General features: G+C 71.8%; 16 protein-coding genes and 1 pseudogene. 8 read left to right on the top strand and 9 right to left on the bottom strand.

The window, feature by feature from the left end; translation table 11 throughout:
* Nucleotides 1-42: 42 nt before the first annotated feature.
* Nucleotides 43-309, bottom strand: coding sequence for a hypothetical protein (locus AB0L34_RS02110; protein ID WP_357694308.1), 267 nt, complete (start codon nucleotides 307-309; stop codon nucleotides 43-45).
* Between the two features lie 156 nt (nucleotides 310-465).
* Here AB0L34_RS02110 and AB0L34_RS02115 point away from each other — a divergent pair, with 156 nt between their 5' ends.
* Nucleotides 466-1,770 (top strand): DUF6350 family protein, encoded by a 1,305-nt coding sequence (locus AB0L34_RS02115; RefSeq protein WP_363701131.1) that lies wholly within the window; start codon nucleotides 466-468, stop codon nucleotides 1,768-1,770.
* 64 nt (nucleotides 1,771-1,834) lie between these two features.
* On the opposite strand, the gene AB0L34_RS02120 is transcribed toward AB0L34_RS02115, so the two are convergent.
* On the bottom strand, nucleotides 1,835-2,494 hold the full coding sequence (locus AB0L34_RS02120) for a DUF4190 domain-containing protein (RefSeq protein ID WP_363701133.1): 660 nt from the start codon (nucleotides 2,492-2,494) through the stop codon (nucleotides 1,835-1,837).
* Nucleotides 2,495-2,514: 20 nt separating this feature from the next.
* Nucleotides 2,515-2,817 carry a CD225/dispanin family protein gene (locus tag AB0L34_RS02125; RefSeq protein WP_357455463.1) on the bottom strand — a complete coding sequence of 101 codons (303 nt, stop codon included), beginning with the start codon at nucleotides 2,815-2,817 and terminating at the stop codon, nucleotides 2,515-2,517.
* 180 nt (nucleotides 2,818-2,997) lie between these two features.
* On the opposite strand from AB0L34_RS02125, the gene purN reads away from it, so the two are divergent.
* Together purN and purH are read left to right on the top strand one after the other, a co-directional pair.
* The gene (gene purN, locus AB0L34_RS02130) at nucleotides 2,998-3,618 is read left to right on the top strand and encodes a phosphoribosylglycinamide formyltransferase (protein WP_363701135.1); all 621 of its coding nucleotides are present in this window, start codon (nucleotides 2,998-3,000) and stop codon (nucleotides 3,616-3,618) included.
* Nucleotides 3,615-5,186 carry a bifunctional phosphoribosylaminoimidazolecarboxamide formyltransferase/IMP cyclohydrolase gene (purH, locus tag AB0L34_RS02135; protein ID WP_363701137.1) on the top strand — a complete coding sequence of 524 codons (1,572 nt, stop codon included), beginning with the start codon at nucleotides 3,615-3,617 and terminating at the stop codon, nucleotides 5,184-5,186. The genes purN and purH overlap by 4 nt, the downstream gene beginning before the upstream one ends.
* A gap of 153 nt (nucleotides 5,187-5,339) precedes the next feature.
* Here the strand turns inward: purH and AB0L34_RS02140 are convergent, their stop codons facing one another.
* The 5 genes from AB0L34_RS02140 to AB0L34_RS02160 all read right to left on the bottom strand — a co-directional run bounded on the left by AB0L34_RS02140 (nucleotide 5,340) and on the right by AB0L34_RS02160 (nucleotide 11,080).
* Nucleotides 5,340-6,368, bottom strand: coding sequence for a dipeptide ABC transporter ATP-binding protein (locus AB0L34_RS02140; protein WP_363701139.1), 1,029 nt, complete (start codon nucleotides 6,366-6,368; stop codon nucleotides 5,340-5,342).
* The gene (locus AB0L34_RS02145; protein WP_363701141.1) at nucleotides 6,352-7,389 is read right to left on the bottom strand and encodes an ABC transporter ATP-binding protein; all 1,038 of its coding nucleotides are present in this window, start codon (nucleotides 7,387-7,389) and stop codon (nucleotides 6,352-6,354) included. Before AB0L34_RS02145 ends, AB0L34_RS02140 begins: the two co-directional genes overlap by 17 nt.
* A gap of 113 nt (nucleotides 7,390-7,502) precedes the next feature.
* On the bottom strand, nucleotides 7,503-8,459 hold the full coding sequence (locus AB0L34_RS02150) for an ABC transporter permease (RefSeq protein ID WP_357455477.1): 957 nt from the start codon (nucleotides 8,457-8,459) through the stop codon (nucleotides 7,503-7,505).
* Entirely contained in the window at nucleotides 8,452-9,390 is a 939-nt protein-coding gene (locus AB0L34_RS02155) for an ABC transporter permease (RefSeq protein WP_350703973.1), read from the bottom strand. Before AB0L34_RS02155 ends, AB0L34_RS02150 begins: the two co-directional genes overlap by 8 nt.
* Before the next feature lie 85 nt (nucleotides 9,391-9,475).
* Nucleotides 9,476-11,080 carry an ABC transporter substrate-binding protein gene (locus AB0L34_RS02160; RefSeq protein ID WP_363701144.1) on the bottom strand — a complete coding sequence of 535 codons (1,605 nt, stop codon included), beginning with the start codon at nucleotides 11,078-11,080 and terminating at the stop codon, nucleotides 9,476-9,478.
* A 430-nt stretch (nucleotides 11,081-11,510) separates the two neighbouring features.
* Between AB0L34_RS02160 and AB0L34_RS02165 the strand changes: the two genes are divergently transcribed.
* Together AB0L34_RS02165 and mdh are read left to right on the top strand one after the other, a co-directional pair.
* Nucleotides 11,511-12,371, top strand: coding sequence for a bifunctional methylenetetrahydrofolate dehydrogenase/methenyltetrahydrofolate cyclohydrolase (locus AB0L34_RS02165; RefSeq protein ID WP_350703969.1), 861 nt, complete (start codon nucleotides 11,511-11,513; stop codon nucleotides 12,369-12,371).
* 183 nt (nucleotides 12,372-12,554) lie between these two features.
* A pseudogene (gene mdh / locus AB0L34_RS02170) lies at nucleotides 12,555-13,484 on the top strand (malate dehydrogenase); the annotation flags it as partial.
* Between the two features lie 80 nt (nucleotides 13,485-13,564).
* Here mdh and AB0L34_RS02175 read toward each other — a convergent pair.
* Nucleotides 13,565-14,371 carry an MBL fold metallo-hydrolase gene (locus AB0L34_RS02175; protein WP_363701146.1) on the bottom strand — a complete coding sequence of 269 codons (807 nt, stop codon included), beginning with the start codon at nucleotides 14,369-14,371 and terminating at the stop codon, nucleotides 13,565-13,567.
* Nucleotides 14,372-14,505: 134 nt separating this feature from the next.
* On the opposite strand from AB0L34_RS02175, the gene AB0L34_RS02180 reads away from it, so the two are divergent.
* From AB0L34_RS02180 to AB0L34_RS02190, 3 genes are all read left to right on the top strand, one after another.
* On the top strand, nucleotides 14,506-15,723 hold the full coding sequence (locus tag AB0L34_RS02180) for an NADP-dependent isocitrate dehydrogenase (protein WP_350703963.1): 1,218 nt from the start codon (nucleotides 14,506-14,508) through the stop codon (nucleotides 15,721-15,723).
* Between the two features lie 231 nt (nucleotides 15,724-15,954).
* Nucleotides 15,955-16,371, top strand: a complete 417-nt coding sequence (locus tag AB0L34_RS02185) for a LysR family transcriptional regulator (protein ID WP_363701148.1) — start codon at nucleotides 15,955-15,957, stop codon at nucleotides 16,369-16,371.
* Between the two features lie 84 nt (nucleotides 16,372-16,455).
* Nucleotides 16,456-16,998, top strand: a complete 543-nt coding sequence (locus tag AB0L34_RS02190) for a DapH/DapD/GlmU-related protein (protein WP_363701150.1) — start codon at nucleotides 16,456-16,458, stop codon at nucleotides 16,996-16,998.
* The last annotated feature ends 294 nt before the right edge of the window (nucleotides 16,999-17,292 follow it).

A 17,292-nucleotide genomic window follows, 5' to 3' on the forward strand; every position in this document is an offset into this window, starting at 1 on the left:
GGCTGGTGCACGACCAGGGGGCCGACCGTTCGCGGTCGGCCCTCAGTCGTTGTAGAGCGGGTAGTTGCCGCCGGCCCAGAGGATGCCGCTGCCGATGATGTTGAGCACGCCGAACGCGATCGCCAACCAGCCGAGCACCGGCGACTGGCCGAAGCGCTTGGCGTCCCGGATCGACAGGTAGCCGAAGACGATCCCCAGGATGCCGCAGCAGAGCAGGCCGAGGATGATGCCGAGCACGCCCCACAGCGTGGTGCGGTCCTGGCCGGCCGCGGGCGGTGGCGGCGGGGGCGGCGGGTACGGAGCGTTCACGGCTTCCCTCCGGACGTCGGTGCCGCGACTTCGGTCGCGTCCCTGGGCCGAGGCTAGACCGGATCGGGGGCGGGAGACGGTGGATCACGGAACTCGCCGCCGCTCGGGGGCGGTATCGGACTGCCACCGCGCGCGCGGCATGCCAGAGTAGACCCGATGTCCTCCGTCACCCCTGATCAGCCGAGCCGCCCCGGCGTCGAGGCCGGCACCGACGCCCGGCCGGCCACGCCCGGCGGGCGCGGCCGGCGGGTGCCCGCGCCGCGGAGCGGCGAGCCCCCTCGTAACCGCGCCCCGCTGGCCGTCGCCGCGGCGGTCGCCGCCGGCTGGGCGGCGCTCACCTCGTGGCTGCCGGTGGTGGTCGTGCTCTGGTTGTTCCAGCTCAGCGAGGACGCCGCCTCCGTGCCGGGCGCGCTCCGCGCCGGGCTGGCCGGCTGGCTGCTCGGGCACGGCGTCCCGCTCGACACCGGCGCCGGCCCGCTCGGGCTGGCCCCGCTGGCGCTGACCGCGTTGGTGGTCTGGCGACTGACCCGGGCCGGCGTGCACGCCAGCCGGGCGATCGGCGCGCGCGGTGGGGGGTCGCCCCGGCAGGCGCTCGTCGCGGCCGGCGCGGTCGGCATCGCGTACGCGCTGATCGGCGTGCTCGCGGCGGTGCTGGCCGGCGCGGGCGGCCCTGAGGCGTCACCGGTCCGCGCCGGGGTCACCCTCGCGGTGCTGGGCACGCTCGCCGCCCTGGTCGGCTCGGCCCGGACGACCCGCGTCGCCGGCCTGCTGGCCGCGCGGTCCCCGGAGCCGCTGCGGGACGGGATCCGCACCGGGCTGGTCGCCGGGCTGCTGCTGCTCGCCGCGGGCGGCGGGGCGGCGGGGCTCGCCGTGGCCACCGGGGGCGGTGACGCCGCCGACCTCATCGGGGCCTATCGCACCGGGGTCGCCGGGCAGGCCGGGATCACCCTGGTCAGCCTCGCCTACGCGCCCAACGCCACCATCTGGTCGGTCAGCTACCTGCTCGGGCCGGGTTTCGCCGTCGGCACGGACACGGCGGTCCGCACCAGCGAGGTGTCCCTCGGCGCGCTGCCAGCCGTCCCGCTGCTGGCGGGGCTGCCGCGCGGCCCGGTCGACGGCATCGGGGCGGCCCTGCTCGCGGTGCCGGTCCTCGCCGGGATGGCGGCGGGCTGGCTGCTGGCCCGCCGGCTGCTCCGGCTCGCCGCCGACGACCGGACGCCGCTGCGCTGGGGCCCGCTGCTCGGGCCGGCGGCGCTCGCCGGGCCGGTGGCCGGTGTGCTGCTGGGCGCCGCCGCGGCGGCCTCCGCCGGATCGCTGGGCGGCGGCCGGCTGGCCGAGGTGGGACCCGTCGCCTGGCACGTGGCCGGCGTGGCGACCGCGGTCATCGCGGTGGGCGCGCTGCTGGGCGCCGCCGTGACCCGGGCGCTCTCCCGCCCCGCCGACCCGCCCCGCGCCCGCTGAGGCCCGCCGGTACGCCGAAGGGGCGCCCCGGACGAGCCGGGGCGCCCCTTTCGTGCCGTGCCGGTCAGGGCTGGTAGGTGACCCCGAAGATCAGCAGGGCGATCTGGAGCAGGCCCAGCACGGTGCCGATGGCGCCGCAGATCAGGCCGGCGAGGGCCTGACCCTGGTTGTCGGCCAGGCCCTGGGCGGCCTTCTGCTTGCCCATCCAGCCGGTCACCGCGGCGGCGATGCCCAGCGGGATGCCGAGGTAGCAGCAGACCAGCGGGATCGACGCGATGCCGAGGATCATCGACACCAGGCCGAGGGTGTTCTGCTGCTGCCCCGGCCCCTTGCCGGCGAACCCGGCGTTCGGGTACATGGGCGGCGGCGGGTACGCCTGCTGGGCGTACGGATCCTGGTACGGCTGCCCGTACGGCTGGCCGGAGGTCGGCGGCTGCCCGTAGGGCTGGCCCGAGGTCGGCGGCTGCCCGTAGGGCTGGCCCGAGGTCGGCGGCTGCCCGTACGGCTGGCCCGAGGTCGGCGGCTGGCCGTAGGGCTGGCCGGAGGTCGGCGGCTGGCCGTAGGGGTTCTGCGGTGCGGCGTACGGGTCGTTCGGCTGCCCGGAAATGGGCTGCTGACCGTACGGCGCCGCCGGCGGCGGGGCGTACGGGTCGTGGTGCGGCGCGGTCGGGTCCTGGTGCGGCTGCTGACCGTAGGGATCCTGACCGGGGTAACCGGGCTGCATGCGAACTCCTCGCAGTTCTGTCAGTAGGTGCTGGCCGAGCTGCTGCCGCCAGCCAGTCCGGCGAGGCCACCGAGCAGGCAGCACACCAGAACGATCACGTACCAGCTGATGCCGACGATCAGCGCCCACTTGGACCACTTCTTCGACTCGGCCGCCGCGGCCTGGGCCCCGGCGTAGTCGCCCTGCTGCAGCAGGGTGTTCACCTTCGAGGCGTTGATGATGGCCGGGATGGCCAGCGGCCAGAAGAGGAAGATGGCGACGATCGACATCGCCATGTTGTTGTTGACCGGCGGTTGCTGCTGCGGCTGGTATCCGGGCTGCATCTCGGCGTACTCCTCATTCCACTCGGCACCTCTGGGGTGCCGGATCACTGACGGGTGCGGGCCGGACGTGCGCCGGTCCCGAGCGACCGGCAGCGTACCCGGTTCTGCCCAATCACGTCGTCGGTGAATGTCGCGCTGCCCAGCGGATGGAACCGTCGGCCTGCCCGATAGGCTGGTCAGGTGACCGAGCCCGCGTCCGCCGCCCGCATCGTCGTCCTCGTCTCCGGCTCCGGCTCCAACCTCCAGGCCCTGCTCGACGCCTGTGCCGATCCGGCGTACGGAGCCCGGGTGGTCGCCGTCGGGGCCGACCGCGACGGCATCGCCGGGCTGGACCGGGCCGCCGCCGCGGGTGTGCCGACGTTCGTCGAGCGGGTCGCCGACCACCCCACCCGCGAGGACTGGGACGTCGCGTTGACCGCCCGCGTCGCCGAGCACCGGCCCGACCTGGTCATCTCCGCCGGTTTCCTCAAGCTGGTCGGCCCGCGCTTCCTGGCCGCCTTCGGCGACCGCTACCTGAACACGCACAACACGCTGCTGCCGGCGTTCCCCGGCATCCACGGTCCGCGCGACGCCCTCGCCTACGGCGTGAAGGTCACCGGGGCGACGTTGTTCTTCGTCGACGCCGGCATGGACACCGGCCCGATCGTCGCGCAGGTCGCCGTGCCGGTGCGCGACGACGACGACGTGGAGACGCTCACCGAGCGCATCAAGGACGCCGAGCGGCACCAGCTCGTCGAGCAGGTGGGCCGCCTGGTCCGCGAAGGTTGGACGATCACCGGAAGAAAGGTCACGGTTCCGTGAGTTCCACTCAGGACGAACGCCGCCCGATCAGGCGGGCGCTGGTCAGCGTCTACGACAAGACCGGCCTGGTCGAGCTGGCCCGGGCGCTGCACGCGGCCGGGGTGGAGATCGTCTCGACCGGCAGCACGGCCTCGACCATCGCCGAAGCGGGAGTGCCGGTGACCCCGGTGGAGGCGGTGACCGGCTTCCCGGAGATCCTCGACGGCCGGGTCAAGACGCTGCACCCGAAGGTGCACGGCGGGCTCCTCGCCGACCTGCGCAAGGACTCGCACGCCGCCCAGCTCGACGAGCACGGCATCGCGGGGATCGACCTGCTGGTCTCCAACCTCTACCCGTTCCAGGCCACGGTCGCCTCCGGCGCGGGCGTCGAGGAGTGCGTCGAGCAGATCGACATCGGCGGGCCGGCGATGGTCCGGGCGGCCGCCAAGAACCACGCCTCGGTCGCCGTGGTGACCGATCCGGCCGCGTACCCGGCCCTGCTCGCCGCGCTCGACGCGGGTGGCTTCACCCTGGCCCAGCGCCGCGTGCTGGCCGCCCAGGCGTTCGCGGTCATCGCCGAGTACGACGTGGCGGTGGCCGAGTGGTGCGCCGCCGTGCTGGCGCCCGAGCAGGACGGCTGGCCGGGCTTCGCCGGGCTGTCGCTGCGCCGCTCGGCGGTGCTGCGCTACGGCGAGAACCCGCACCAGGCGGCGGCCCTCTACGTCGACCCGTCCAGCCCCGCCGGGCTCGCCCAGGCGGAGCAGCTGCACGGCAAGGAGATGTCCTACAACAACTACGTCGACGCGGACGCCGCGTGGCGGGCGGCCAACGACTTCGCCGACCAGCCGGCGGTGGCGATCATCAAGCACGCCAACCCGTGCGGCATCGCCGTCGGCGCCGACGTGGCCGACGCGCACCGCAAGGCGCACGCCTGCGACCCGGTGTCCGCGTACGGCGGGGTGATCGCGGTCAACCGGCCGGTCTCGGTCGAGCTGGCCCGGCAGGTCTCGGAGATCTTCACCGAGGTGCTGGTGGCGCCCGGTTTCGACGAGGGCGCCGTGGAGGTGCTCCAGGGCAAGAAGAACATCCGGCTGCTGCGCGCGCCGGCCTTCGACCCGCTGCCGGCCGAGTGGCGGCAGGTCACCGGGGGTGTGCTGGTGCAGATGGCGGACCGGATCGACGCCGACGGCGACGACCCGGCCAACTGGCGGCTGGCCGCGGGCGAGGCGGCCGACGAGGCGACCCTGCGTGACCTGGCCTTCGCCTGGCGGGCGGTGCGCGCGGTGAAGAGCAACGCGATCCTGCTGGCGAAGGACGGGGCGACCGTCGGCGTCGGGATGGGCCAGGTCAACCGGGTCGACTCGGCGCAGCTCGCGGTCAGCCGGGCCGGGGCGGAACGCGCCCGCGGCGCGGTCTGCGCCTCCGACGCGTTCTTCCCGTTCGCCGACGGTCCGAAGATCCTCATCGACGCGGGCGTCCGCGCGATCGTCCAGCCGGGCGGCTCGATCCGCGACGAGGAGGTGATCGCCGCCGCCAAGCAGGCCGGCGTCACCATGTACTTCACCGCCACCCGCCACTTCTTCCACTGACCACCCCCAGCGCCCTACCTCTCTCGCCTCTCGCTCCCCGGCGATCTTGCACTTTGTGCCCCGGCATACGGGACGAAGCACGCGATTCGCGGGCACAAAGTGCAAGATCGCGGGTGCGGGTGCGGGTGCGGGTGCGGGTGCGGGCGAGGTGGGTCAGGGGGTGGGGCGGAGTTCGGCGAAGTGGCACGCCGAGGGGTGCGGGTCCGCGGCGCGGAGCACCGTGTGCGGCTCCTCGCGGGCGCAGACCTCCTGGGCCTTCCAGCAGCGGGTGCGGAAGTGGCAGCCGCTCGGCGGGTCGGCCGGGCTCGGCACGTCCCCGGTGAGCCGGATCATGGTGCGCTGGTCGCGGGCGTCCGGGTCCGGCACCGGCACCGCCGACAGCAGCGCCTGGGTGTACGGGTGGGTGGCCCGCTCGTAGATCTCGTCCTCGGTGCCGATCTCCACGATCTTCCCGAGGTACATCACCGCGACCCGGTCGGAGATGTGCCGGACCACCGACAGGTCGTGGGCGATGAAGATGTACGACAGGCCGAACTCGTCCTGCAGCTGCTCCAGCAGGTTGATCACCTGCGCCTGGATCGACACGTCGAGCGCGGAGACGGGCTCGTCGCAGACGATGATCTCGGGCCGCAGGGCGAGCGCCCGGGCGATGCCGATGCGCTGCCGCTGACCGCCGGAGAACTGGTGCGGGTACCGGTTGACGTGCTCCGGGTTGAGGCCGACCACGTCGAGCAGTTCCTGCACCCGCTGCCGCCGGCTGCCCTTCGGCGCCGCGTCCGGGTGGATCTCGAACGGCTCGCCGATGATGTCGCCGACCGTCATCCGTGGATTCAGCGAGGTGTACGGGTCCTGCATGACCATCTGCATGTTGCGCCGCAGCCGGCGCAGCTCGGCGCCGGAGGCCCTGAACAGGTCCCGGCCCTCCAGGGTGGCCCGGCCCGCGGTCGGCGTCTCCAGCCGCATCAGCAGCCGGGCCAGGGTGGACTTGCCGCAGCCGGACTCGCCGACCACCCCGAGGGTCTCGCCGCGGCGCAGCTCGAAGCTGACCCCGTCGACGGCCTTGACCGCGCCGACCTGCTTCTGGAACAGCACGCCCTGACGGATCGGGAAGTGCTTGACGAGGTTGTCGACGCCGAGGATCGTCTCGCCCCGGACCTTGGTCGGGCTAGCGGGCGCTGTCATCACGGACCTCCTGCGCGAAGTGGCACGCGCTGGTCCGGCCGTCGCCGAGGACCAGGTCGTGCGGCACCACGTCCACGCAGACCTGCTGCACGTACGGGCACCGGGGGTGGAAGGGGCAGCCGGACGGGATCCGCATCAGGTTGGGCGGCAGCCCCTTGATGGTGGAGAGCTGCTGACCCCGCACGTCCATCCGCGGAATCGACTCCAGCAGCCCCTTCGTGTACGGGTGGGCCGGCGCCCGGTACAGCGAGCGGACGTCGGCGTGCTCGACGATCCGGCCGGCGTACATGACGGCGATCCGGTCCGCGACGCCGGCGACCACGCCGAGGTCGTGGGTGATCAGGATCATCGCCATGTCGAGATCGCGGCGCAGGTCGGCCAGCAGGTCCATGATCTGGGCCTGCACGGTGACGTCCAGCGCCGTGGTCGGCTCGTCGGCGATCAGCACCTTCGGGTTCATGGCCAGCGCCATCGCGATCATGACGCGCTGGCGCATGCCGCCGGAGAACTGGTGCGGGTAGTCCCCGAGCCGGTTGGCGGCAGCCGGGATCTTCACCAGGTCCATCAGCTCGACGGCGCGCCGGCGGGCGTCCGCCTTGGACATGCCCTCGCGCTGGCGCAGCGTCTCGCCGATCTGCCAGCCCACCGGGAAGACGGGGTTCAGCGCGGAGAGGGCGTCCTGGAAGATCATCGCGATCTCCTTGCCCCGCACCTGCCGGCGCTGCTCCTCCGACAGCTTCAGCAGGTCCCGACCCTGGTAGAGGATCTGACCGGAGCGGATCAGCGCCGGGGGAGTGTCGAGGATGCCCATGATCGCCTGCGCGGTGACCGACTTGCCGGAGCCGGACTCGCCGAGCACGGCGAGCGTCTCGCCGGGGTCGAGGTGGTACGAGACCCCGTTGATCACCTTGGCCACGCCCTCGCCGGTGCGGAACTCGACGTGCAGGTCCCGTACGTCCAACAGGTGCCCGCCCTCGGGCGTCGGGGAGGCCGGCGTCGGCCGGACGGCGGACTGGTTCACGGTTCCTGCCTTTCGCCCGCGACTGCGGGGCTCGCTGCGCTCACTCCTCGCGCTCGCACGGGTGCCTGCCTTTCGCCCGCGACTGCGGGGCTCGCTGCGCTCGTTCGCATCCGTCACCGCAGCTTCGGGTCGAACGCGTCGCGGATCGCGTCGCCGAGCATGATGAACGCCAGCACGGTCAGCGCGAGGAACGTCGAGGGGACGACCAGCGGGGTGGCCGACTCGCGCATGTGCACCCGGCCGGCGTCGATGTCGATGCCCCACGAGATCGTCGGCGCCTTCAGGCCGATGCCGAGGAAGGAGAGCGTCGCCTCGGCGGCGATGAACGAGCCGAGCGCGATGGTCAGCACCACGATCGCCGGGGCGAGCGCGTTCGGCAGGATGTGCCGCAGCATGATCCGGCCGTCGCCGGCGCCGAGCATCCGGGCCGCCGCCACGTAGTCCTGCTCCTTCGCGGTGATCACCGAGGAGCGGACGACGCGGGCGGCGGTGGTCCAGCCGAGGATCGCCAGCACGAAGATCACCGCGCCGATCCGGACCGCGGAGCTGTCGCTGTTCACCCGCTTCAGCAGCACGATCGCGGCGAGCAGCAGCGGGATGCCGAGCACGATGTCGATCACCCGGGAGAGCACCGCGTCGACCCAGCGGCCGAAGTAGCCGGCGACCATCCCGACGACGAGCGCGATCAGGCCGGTGAGCAGCGCGGAGAGGGCACCGACCAGCAGCGACGCGCGGGCGCCGTACACCGCCCGGGAGTACGTGTCGCAGCCCTGGAAGTCGTACCCGAAGATCGCCCCGCCGGACGGGCCGGCGTGCTGGCGGGCCAACACGCAGTCGCGGGGGTCGTTCGTGGTGAACAGGCCGGGGACGGCGGCCATGGCGGCGACCAGCACCACCAGGGCGAGGCTGACCCAGAAGATCGGGTTGCGGCGCAGGTCGCGCCAGGCGTCGCCGGCCAGGCTGCGCGGCTTCTGCGGTACGCCCGCCTGACCCGGCGCGCCCGGCTCGCCCGACGGCCCCCGCCGCGCGGCCTGGTTCTCCGAAGCGGCGACAGTCTCGAAGTCACTCATAGCGGATCCTCGGGTCGAGTACGGCGTACAGGACGTCCACCACCAGGTTGGAGACGAGGTAGACCACGACGAGCACGCTGACGATGCCCACCACCAGTGGACCGTCCTCGGTGCGGATGCCGCGGAAGAGGTTGAAGCCGACACCGGGGATGTTGAACACGCCCTCGGTGATGATCGCGCCGCTCATCAGGTTGCCCAGCTCGACGCCGAGGAAGGTGACCACCGGGATGAGCGAGTTGCGCAGCACGTGGACGCTGACGATGCGCCGCTTGGCCAGTCCCTTGGAGCGGGCGGTCCGGACGTAGTCGGCGCGCAGGTTCTCCGCCACCGAGGTCCGGGTCAGCCGCAGCGCGGTGGCCAGCGAGAGGGAGCCGAGCACGATGCCGGGCAGCAGCAGCGCGTACAGGTCGGGGTCGGCGCCGGCGGTGGGCGGGAAGAGCTGCCACTTGACGCCGAGGAGGTACTGGGCGAGGGGGGCGAGCACGATCGTGGGGATGCCGAGCACCAGCAGGGTCAGCAGCAGCGTCGAGTTGTCGAAGATGCTGGCCCGCCGGATGCCGGCAAGGACGCCCGCGGTGACCCCGAAGACGATGGTGACGGCCATGGCGATCAGCGCCAGCTTGACCGTGACGGGCCAGGCGGCGGCGAGGATGTCGCCGATCGAGCGCCCGGTCAACGACTGCCCGAGGTCGCCCTGCAGGAGGTTCTTGATGTAGTCGAAGTAGCGGTAGAAGAAGCCGCCGACCCCGGTCTGGTCGAGGTGGAACTTCTCCGTCAGGTATGCCCGCTGCGCGGCCGTGACCGGGCGCTCCCCGGCCAGCGCCTGGATGGGGTCGCCCTGGCCGGCGAACATCAGCGCGTAGACGATCAGCGTGGTTCCGAAGAACGCGAGGACCATCTGGAGCAGACGCCTCAGGATGAAGCGGAACATACTTGGCAGTCTCTCTGAAAAAGGGTGAAGAGGATGGCGGGTCGGGCCGCCGTCCGCCGGTGACCCGACCCGTCGTGCCGCGCTGTTACTTGACGGCCTCGATCTTCAGCAGGTCGATCCGGTCGAAGAGGTCCATCTCCACGTTCTTGACCTTGGTCGAGTGGCCGAAGTTGTTCTGGCCGTACCGCAGCGGGATGACCGGCAGGTCCTTGGCCAGCAGGTCCTCCGCCGCCTGGTACTTCTTGACCGCCTCGTCCTCGTTCGCGGCGCTGGCGCCCTCGGCGAGCAGCTTGTCGAACGCCGGGTTGCTGTAGCCGTAGTAGTTCGACGAGCCGTTGCTGCTGTACAGCGGGCCCAGGTAGTTCTCCATGGACGGGTAGTCCATGACCCAGCCCATCCGGAACAGGCCGACCGGCTGCTTGGCCTTGAGCTTGGTCAGCAGGTCCGCGAACTTCGGCTCGGCGTTGCCCACGCAGTCCACGCCCAGGTTGGCCTTGAGCTGGTTGCAGGTCGCGTCGATCCAGTCCTTGTGGCCGCCGTCGCCGTTGTAGGACAGCTCGATCTTCGCCGGGCCGCCCGCGGCCTGGTACAGCGCCTTGGCCTTGGCCGGGTCGAACTCGCCGGCCTCGCCGATGGTGTTGTCGCGGTAGCCCGCGACGACCGGCGAGACGAACGAGCGGGCGGGCTGCTGCGAGTCCTTGAAGATCGACTTGGTGATCTCGTCCCGGTCGATCGCCATCGAGATGGCCTTGCGCACGTCCGGGTTGCTGAATTCCTTCTGGAACGTCGGGAACGCCAGCACCTGGAGCGACGAGGCCGGGCTCTGCTTGAACCGGTCACCGAGGTCGGTGCCGGCCGTCGACAGGTTCTCGGTCGGGATGGTCTTGATGACGTCCAGGTTGTCCGACAGCACGTCCGCGTACGCGGCGGTCGGCTGCTGGTAGATCCGGAACTCGACGCCGGCCACCTTCGGCTTCTCGCCGGGGAAGGCGTCGTACTTCTCGACCTCGACCTTGGCGTCGTGCTGCCAGGTCCCCTTCATCTTGAACGGGCCCTGGCCCACCGGCGCCTGCTCGTACCCCTCGGCCAGCACGCCGGGCGCGGAGAACGCGGCCTTCGGCATCGGGTAGAAGGCGGTGTAGCCGAGCATGGTCTTGAACTCGCTGTACGGCTCGGAGAGCGTGACGGTGAAGGTCAGGTCGTCGACCTTCTTCAGGCCGGTCAGCGTCTTGGCCTTCGGCGTCTCGCCCTGCAGGTCCTCGTAGCCGGCGATCTTCTCGAAGAAGTAGCTCGAGTTCTGCCCGTTCGGCGCGTAGGCGCCGTAGTTCCAGGCGTCGAGGTAGTTGTCGGCGGTGACCTTCTCGCCGTTGTGGAAGGTGTAGCCGTCCTTGAGCTTGACCGTCCAGGTCGTGTTGTCCTCGGACGTCACCGACTCGGCCGCCACCTCGTACGGCTTGTTGGCCTCGTCGTAGTCGACCAGCGGGCTGAACAGGGCGCTGAGCACCTGGGAGCCGCTCGTCTCGTTGGTGTTGGTCGGCACCAGGTGCTGCGGCTCGGCGATCTCGATTCGCACGGCCGCGTCGGGGTTGCTCTCGCCGGATCCGCCGTCGCCGCCCGAGCCGCAGGCCACCAGGCCCAGGGTCACCGCGAGCGGGAGGGCGGTCCAGGTAGCGAGCCTGCGCACGCGCATGTAGCCTCCTCGTCTCCTCACGCTGCGCAGTCAGGCCCGGCGCTGGGTTTACGCTGCGCAACGTTGGGCAACGGTAGGTCGCGGGTTGGCGTTCGGCAACGAGCGCGTTGCGAAGCGATAACGGGGCCGGTCCGGGGGGCTTGCGGCGACCAAGCTCTCCTGCTATAGCCGTCGGGTCGACAAATGCCGCCTCACCTGCGGGTCGTCGTGAGGGGGCGTGGCCGTCGCCGCCGCCTCTCGACCCTCCCGCGCCGCCCCGTCCCTGCCGTCCGGCACCGTCCCCGCTGCGGGCGCGTCGTCCGGATCCGGCTGTGACCGAACCCATACGTGTTAACTCACAGTGATGAAATGCACGTCACTCTTCGTGATGGGACGGCTGGCTGACGCAGGTCGTCGGATCACCGGGCGTCGACCGTGAGACGATCTGGGCGTGACGGCGACGCTTCTGGACGGCAAGGCGACCGCGGCCGAGATCAAGGACGAGCTGCGGACGCGGGTCAAGGCACTGGCGGAACGCGGCATCACCCCCGGGCTGGGCACCGTCCTGGTCGGCGCCGACCCCGGGTCCCAGGCGTACGTCAACGGCAAGCACCGCGACTGCGCCGAGGTGGGCATCGCCTCGATCCGCCGGGAGCTGCCGGCCGACGCCACCCAGGAGCAGGTCGACGCGGTGCTCGCCGAGCTCAACGCCGACCCGGCCTGCCACGGCTACATCGTCCAGCTGCCGCTGCCGGGTCACCTCGACACCCAGCGGGTGCTGGAGCTGATCGACCCCGACAAGGACGCCGACGGCCTGCACCCGGTCAACCTCGGCCGGCTCGTCCTCGGCTACGAGGGCCCGCTGCCCTGCACCCCGCGCGGCATCGTCGAGCTGCTCCGCCGGCACGACGTGGCGCTGCGCGGGGCGAAGGTCGCCGTGGTCGGCCGGGGCAACACGGTCGGCCGCCCGCTCGGCCTGCTGCTGACCCGGCGCAGCGAGAACGCCACCGTGACGCTGTGCCACACCGGCACCCTCGACCTCGCCGCGCACACCCGCGCCGCCGACATCGTCATCGTGGCCGCCGGGGTGCCGGGCCTGCTCACCGCCGACATGGTCACGCCGGGCGCGGTGGTGGTCGACGTGGGCATCACCCGGGTGATCGGCCCGGACGGCAAGGGCCGCTACACCGGCGACGTCGCCCCGGAGACGGCCGAGGTGGCCGGCAAGCTGGTGCCGATGCCGGGCGGCGTCGGCCCGATGACCCGCGCGATGCTGCTGACCAACGTCGTCGAGCGCGCCGAACGCGACTGAGGCGCGGGCAGGGCACCCTCCCGACGTCCCGGGTGGAGGAAGGTCCTTCCGGACACCTCGGTGTGTGCCGTGGCCCCGCTTGCATCGCCCATCGCGGTCATAACCGTCCGCCCCTGACCGGATCGGTGCCAGGATGACTGATACGGTCCGGAAAACCGACTGGTAGCAGGGAGTGGGACGACCATGGGTAAGAAGGTCACTGTCGTCGGGGCCGGCTTCTACGGCTCCACCACCGCGCAGCGCCTGGCCGAGTACGACGTCTTCGACACCGTCGTGATCACCGACATCGTGGAGGGCAAGCCCGCGGGTCTCGCCCTGGACCTCAACCAGTCGCGCGCGGTCGAGGGCTTCGAGACCAAGGTCGTCGGCGTGACCACGGGCCCGAACGGCGAGGGCTACGAGGCGATCGAGGGCTCGGACGTCGTGGTGATCACCGCCGGCCTGCCGCGCAAGCCGGGCATGAGCCGGATGGACCTGCTGGAGACGAACGCGAAGATCGTCCGCCAGGTCTCCGAGAACGTCGCCAAGTACGCCCCGAACGCCGTCGTCATCGTCGTGTCCAACCCGCTGGACGAGATGACCGCGCTGGCCCAGCTCGCCACCCAGTTCCCGAAGAACCGGGTGCTCGGCCAGGCCGGCATGCTGGACACCGCCCGGTTCACCAACTTCGTCGCCGAGGCGCTGAGCGTACCGGTGAAGTCGGTGAAGACCCTGACCCTCGGCTCGCACGGCGACACGATGGTGCCGGTGCCGTCGAAGAGCACGGTGAACGGCAAGCCGCTGCGCGACGCGATGCCGGCCGAGCAGATCGAGGAGCTGGTCGTCAAGACCCGCAACGGCGGCGCCGAGGTGGTCGCGCTGCTCAAGACCGGCTCGGCGTACTACGCCCCGTCCGCCGCCGCCGCCCGGATGGCCAAGGCCGTCGCGGAGGACTCCGGCGAGGTCATGCCGGTCTGCGCCTGGGTCGACGGCGAGTACGGCATCTCCGGCGTCTACCTGGGCGTCGAGGCGGAGATCGGGGCCGAGGGCGTCAAGCGGGTCGTCGAGACCGACCTGGACGCCGACGAGCTGGCCAGCCTGAAGGAGGCCGCCGAGGCCGTCCGCGCCAAGCAGGCCCACCACCCAAACATGAGAACCGACACCGGCGGGGGGGCCCCGCGGGCCCCCGGGGGACCCCCCTCGTCGTCGCGCCCCTACAACGCCACGAACGCCTCGCCGAGGTGCGGGGTGGCGAGCACCGCGGGGCCGCGCGCGGCCAGGTCGCGCAGCAGCGCCATCCGCGACGCGCGGGCCGCCGCGGCGTCCTCCTCGTGGGCGTACGCCAGCTCCGGGGCGACCAGTTGCACGGCGTGCACCAGCAGGTCGCCGGTGACCAGCAGCCGCTCGTCGCCGACCTCCAGCAGCACCGACTGGTGCCCGGGCGTGTGCCCCGGCGTCGGCAGCAGTCGTACCGTCGGATCGAGCCGCACCTCGCCGTCGACCACCCGGAGCTGGCCGGCGGCGCGCAACGGCGCGACCAGCCCGGCCGGCAGCCCCGGGTTGATGCTCTCCACGGCGGCCAGCTCGGCCCGTTGGAGCACGTAGTCGGCGTTCGGCAAGTACGGCGTGCCCGGCGTGCCCGTGACCGCCCAGCCGACGTGGTCGGTGTGCAGGTGGGTGAGCACCACCGTGCGCACGTCGGACGGGTCGATGCCGGCGGCGGCGAGCTCGGCCGGCAGCCGCCCGGGCACCGGCGCCCAACTCGACGCGGGGGCGTCGGCCGGGCCGATCCCGGCGTCGACCAGGGTCACCGGGCCGTCCCCGGCGCGGATCGCGAAGCTGCGGAACGGCAGCCACCACCGCCCGTCGGCGGTCACCGTGGCCGGGTCCCGCCGGTCGGCCGCGCGCCAGTGTTCCGGCGTGGCGTCCGGGAACGCCTCGGCGCGGGGCTGGAAGAACGGCCCCTCGCCGTCGGTGAGCGCGGTGACCGTGATAGACCCGAGGGTGCGGCGCGGTGGCATCGGGCGATGGTGCCAGCGCGGTCCCGTGCCGTGCTACCCGTTTGCGGCCGACCGAGGCCGGCTGGGGACTGCCGGCCGGTTTCCAGTACGCTCGTACTGCTTGAGCACGAGTCCCCCGAGAGGAGCGCCGGCCGATGGCGAAGATCAAGGTAAACAACCCGGTCGTGGAGCTCGACGGCGACGAGATGACCCGGATCATCTGGAAGCAGATCCGGGAGCAGCTGATCCTGCCCTACCTCGACGTCGACCTGCACTACTACGACCTGTCGATTCAGTACCGCGACGAGACCGACGACCAGGTCACCGTGGACGCCGCCAACGCCATCAAGCAGCACGGCGTCGGCGTCAAGTGCGCGACCATCACCCCCGACGAGGCCCGGGTCGAGGAGTTCGGCCTGAAGAAGATGTGGCGGTCGCCGAACGGCACCATCCGCAACATCCTCGGCGGCGTCGTCTTCCGCGAGCCGATCATCATGTCCAACGTGCCGCGGCTGGTCCCCGGCTGGACCAAGCCGATCATCATCGGCCGGCACGCCCACGGCGACCAGTACAAGGCCACCGACTTCGTCGTCCCCGGCCCGGGCACGGTGACCATCACCTACACCCCGACCGACGGCTCCGCGCCGGTGGAGATGGAGGTCGCCAACTTCCCCGGCGGCGGCGTCGCCATGGGCATGTACAACTTCGACGAGTCGATCCGGGACTTCGCCCGCGCCTCGATGCGCTACGGCCTGGACCGCGGTTACCCGGTCTACCTGTCGACGAAGAACACCATCCTCAAGGCGTACGACGGCCGGTTCAAGGACATCTTCGCCGAGGTGTTCGAGAACGAGTTCAAGGCCGAGTTCGAGGCCGCCGGCATCAGCTACGAGCACCGGCTGATCGACGACATGGTCGCCGCCGCGCTGAAGTGGGAGGGCGGCTTCGTCTGGGCCTGCAAGAACTACGACGGTGACGTGCAGTCCGACACCGTCGCGCAGGGCTTCGGCTCGCTGGGCCTGATGACGTCGGTGCTGATGACCCCGGATGGCCGTACGGTCGAGGCCGAGGCCGCGCACGGCACCGTCACCCGGCACTACCGGCAGTACCAGAAGGGCGAGAAGACCTCGACCAACCCGATCGCCTCCATCTACGCCTGGACCCGGGGCCTGGCCCACCGGGGCAAGCTGGACGGCACCCCGGCGGTCACCGAGTTCGCCAACACCCTGGAGCAGGTCATCATCGACACCGTCGAGGGCGGCCAGATGACCAAGGACCTCGCGCTGCTCATCTCGCGGGACGCCCCGTGGCTGACCACCGACGAGTTCATGAACGCCCTGGACGAGAACCTGGCGCGCAAGCTCTCCGCCTGATCCGCCAGGCGCCCCCTTGGCGGCACCGTTTGGTGCTGCCGCCGTGTCACACAGGAGCCCGTCGGCACCCGCCGGCGGGCTCCTGTCCTTCCTCCCGCGCCCGCTCCGCCTGTCGCTTCCCCGCCTCCCCGACCCCCGCCTCTCGTCGTGGGCCAGTCACGCCGGAGCCTGGTCGAACAACCGGCCCACGGCGAGCCACAACGATCAGTTGTGCGCCCCTAGGGTGGACCGGTGGACACCGAGGCGTTGCGATCGTTCGTCCGGGCGGCCGAGCTCGGACAGTTGCAGCGTGCGGCCGAGGAACTGGGCGTGACGCAGCAGGCAGTCTCCAAGCGGATCGCCGCCCTGGAGCGCGAGCTGGAAGTCCGGCTGTTGACACGTACCGCCCGAGGGGTCGAGCCGACGCTCGACGGTCGGGCGTTTCTCCCCCACGCGCGGAGCGTCGTCGCGGGTGTCGAGCGCGCCATCACCGCGGTCAGGCCGGGCTTCCGGGCCCTTCGGATCGACGTACTCGGCCTGCGGAGCGCGCAGGCCGTCGTTCTGCACGACTACTGGCGGTCGCATCCCGAGATCAACCTCGACGTGGTGACCCTCCGGGTCGACGACCCCCGCGCAGATGCTCGTCGGTCCCGGCCCCGACAGAGGTGACCCGATCGGCTGCTGGCAGCAGCCGCCGCCACCGGCGCCCGGTGAGTCCCGTCCGGTCACCGGTACATCAGAAAGGACCCTGGTATGTCCAGCGACCCTCTCATGCGCATCCACGGCGCCGAGTTCCAGGCCATGGCCGAGAGGGTCCTGCGGGTCACCGAACTCACCTCCCGCCTGAACGTCCTGCCCTTCGACGACGAAGCGGGCAGGGCGGCACTGTTCGAACAGATCCTCGGCAGGCCGCTGCCGAGGAGAGTCACGATCTATCCGCCCTTCTACACGGACCACGGCCTCCACCTGGACCTCGCGGAGCGCGTGTTCATCAACCAGAACTGCACGTTCCTGGACTACGCCGGCATCCGGCTCGGCGAGCGCGTGATGGTCGGACCAAGGGCCACGTTCATCACCGTCGGTCATCCGGTCGACCCTGAGGAGCGACGGGGGTGGCTGAGCGGCGGGCCCATCGATGTGGCGGAGAACGTGTGGATCGGCGCCGGTGCCACGATCCTTCCCGGCGTCAGCATCGGCCGTGACGCCGTGGTCGCCGCCGGCGCGGTCGTGGCCGACGACGTTCCGGCGGCGAGCCTGGTGACCGGCCGGAAGGCAACCGTACGACGACGGTGGTGACGGCCTGTCCGGGCCACACCGAGCCCCCGCTCGCCGCCGAGTTCCGCTGCGAACGACGTCGTGGCCAGCGACATCCAGGGCCCTGGGCATTCGGGGCCGACGGCGTGTCGGGGGGTGACACGCCGCCGGCGTCACCTACTTCGGCGCGCCTCGTTGACCAGGGTGGACGAGATGCCAGTCGCGTCCAGGAAGGTTGACCGCGGTCGCCTCGCGGCAAGCGTGCCGATCAGCCAGCCTTCCCGGCTGTCGCGCACAGCCAGCCGTCCCTTCCCTGCGGGGGGCCCTGTCCCGGGC

The organism is Micromonospora sp. NPDC052213 (assembly GCF_040679695.1).
Classification (GTDB): Bacteria; Actinomycetota; Actinomycetes; order Mycobacteriales; family Micromonosporaceae; genus Micromonospora.

What these genes read in the sequence shown, in the direction of transcription:
- AB0L34_RS02115 (WP_363701131.1), top strand. Translation starts at nt 466, where the DNA reads ATGTCCTCCGTCACCCCTGATCAGCCGAGCCGCCCCGGCGTCGAGGCC.
- AB0L34_RS02120 (WP_363701133.1), bottom strand. Translation starts at nt 2,494, where the DNA reads ATGCAGCCCGGTTACCCCGGTCAGGATCCCTACGGTCAGCAGCCGCAC.
- AB0L34_RS02125 (WP_357455463.1), bottom strand. Translation starts at nt 2,817, where the DNA reads ATGCAGCCCGGATACCAGCCGCAGCAGCAACCGCCGGTCAACAACAAC.
- AB0L34_RS02140 (WP_363701139.1), bottom strand. Translation starts at nt 6,368, where the DNA reads ATGACAGCGCCCGCTAGCCCGACCAAGGTCCGGGGCGAGACGATCCTC.
- AB0L34_RS02150 (WP_357455477.1), bottom strand. Translation starts at nt 8,459, where the DNA reads ATGAGTGACTTCGAGACTGTCGCCGCTTCGGAGAACCAGGCCGCGCGG.
- AB0L34_RS02155 (WP_350703973.1), bottom strand. Translation starts at nt 9,390, where the DNA reads ATGTTCCGCTTCATCCTGAGGCGTCTGCTCCAGATGGTCCTCGCGTTC.
- AB0L34_RS02160 (WP_363701144.1), bottom strand. Translation starts at nt 11,080, where the DNA reads ATGCGCGTGCGCAGGCTCGCTACCTGGACCGCCCTCCCGCTCGCGGTG.
- AB0L34_RS02175 (WP_363701146.1), bottom strand. Translation starts at nt 14,371, where the DNA reads ATGCCACCGCGCCGCACCCTCGGGTCTATCACGGTCACCGCGCTCACC.
- AB0L34_RS02180 (WP_350703963.1), top strand. Translation starts at nt 14,506, where the DNA reads ATGGCGAAGATCAAGGTAAACAACCCGGTCGTGGAGCTCGACGGCGAC.
- AB0L34_RS02190 (WP_363701150.1), top strand. Translation starts at nt 16,456, where the DNA reads ATGTCCAGCGACCCTCTCATGCGCATCCACGGCGCCGAGTTCCAGGCC.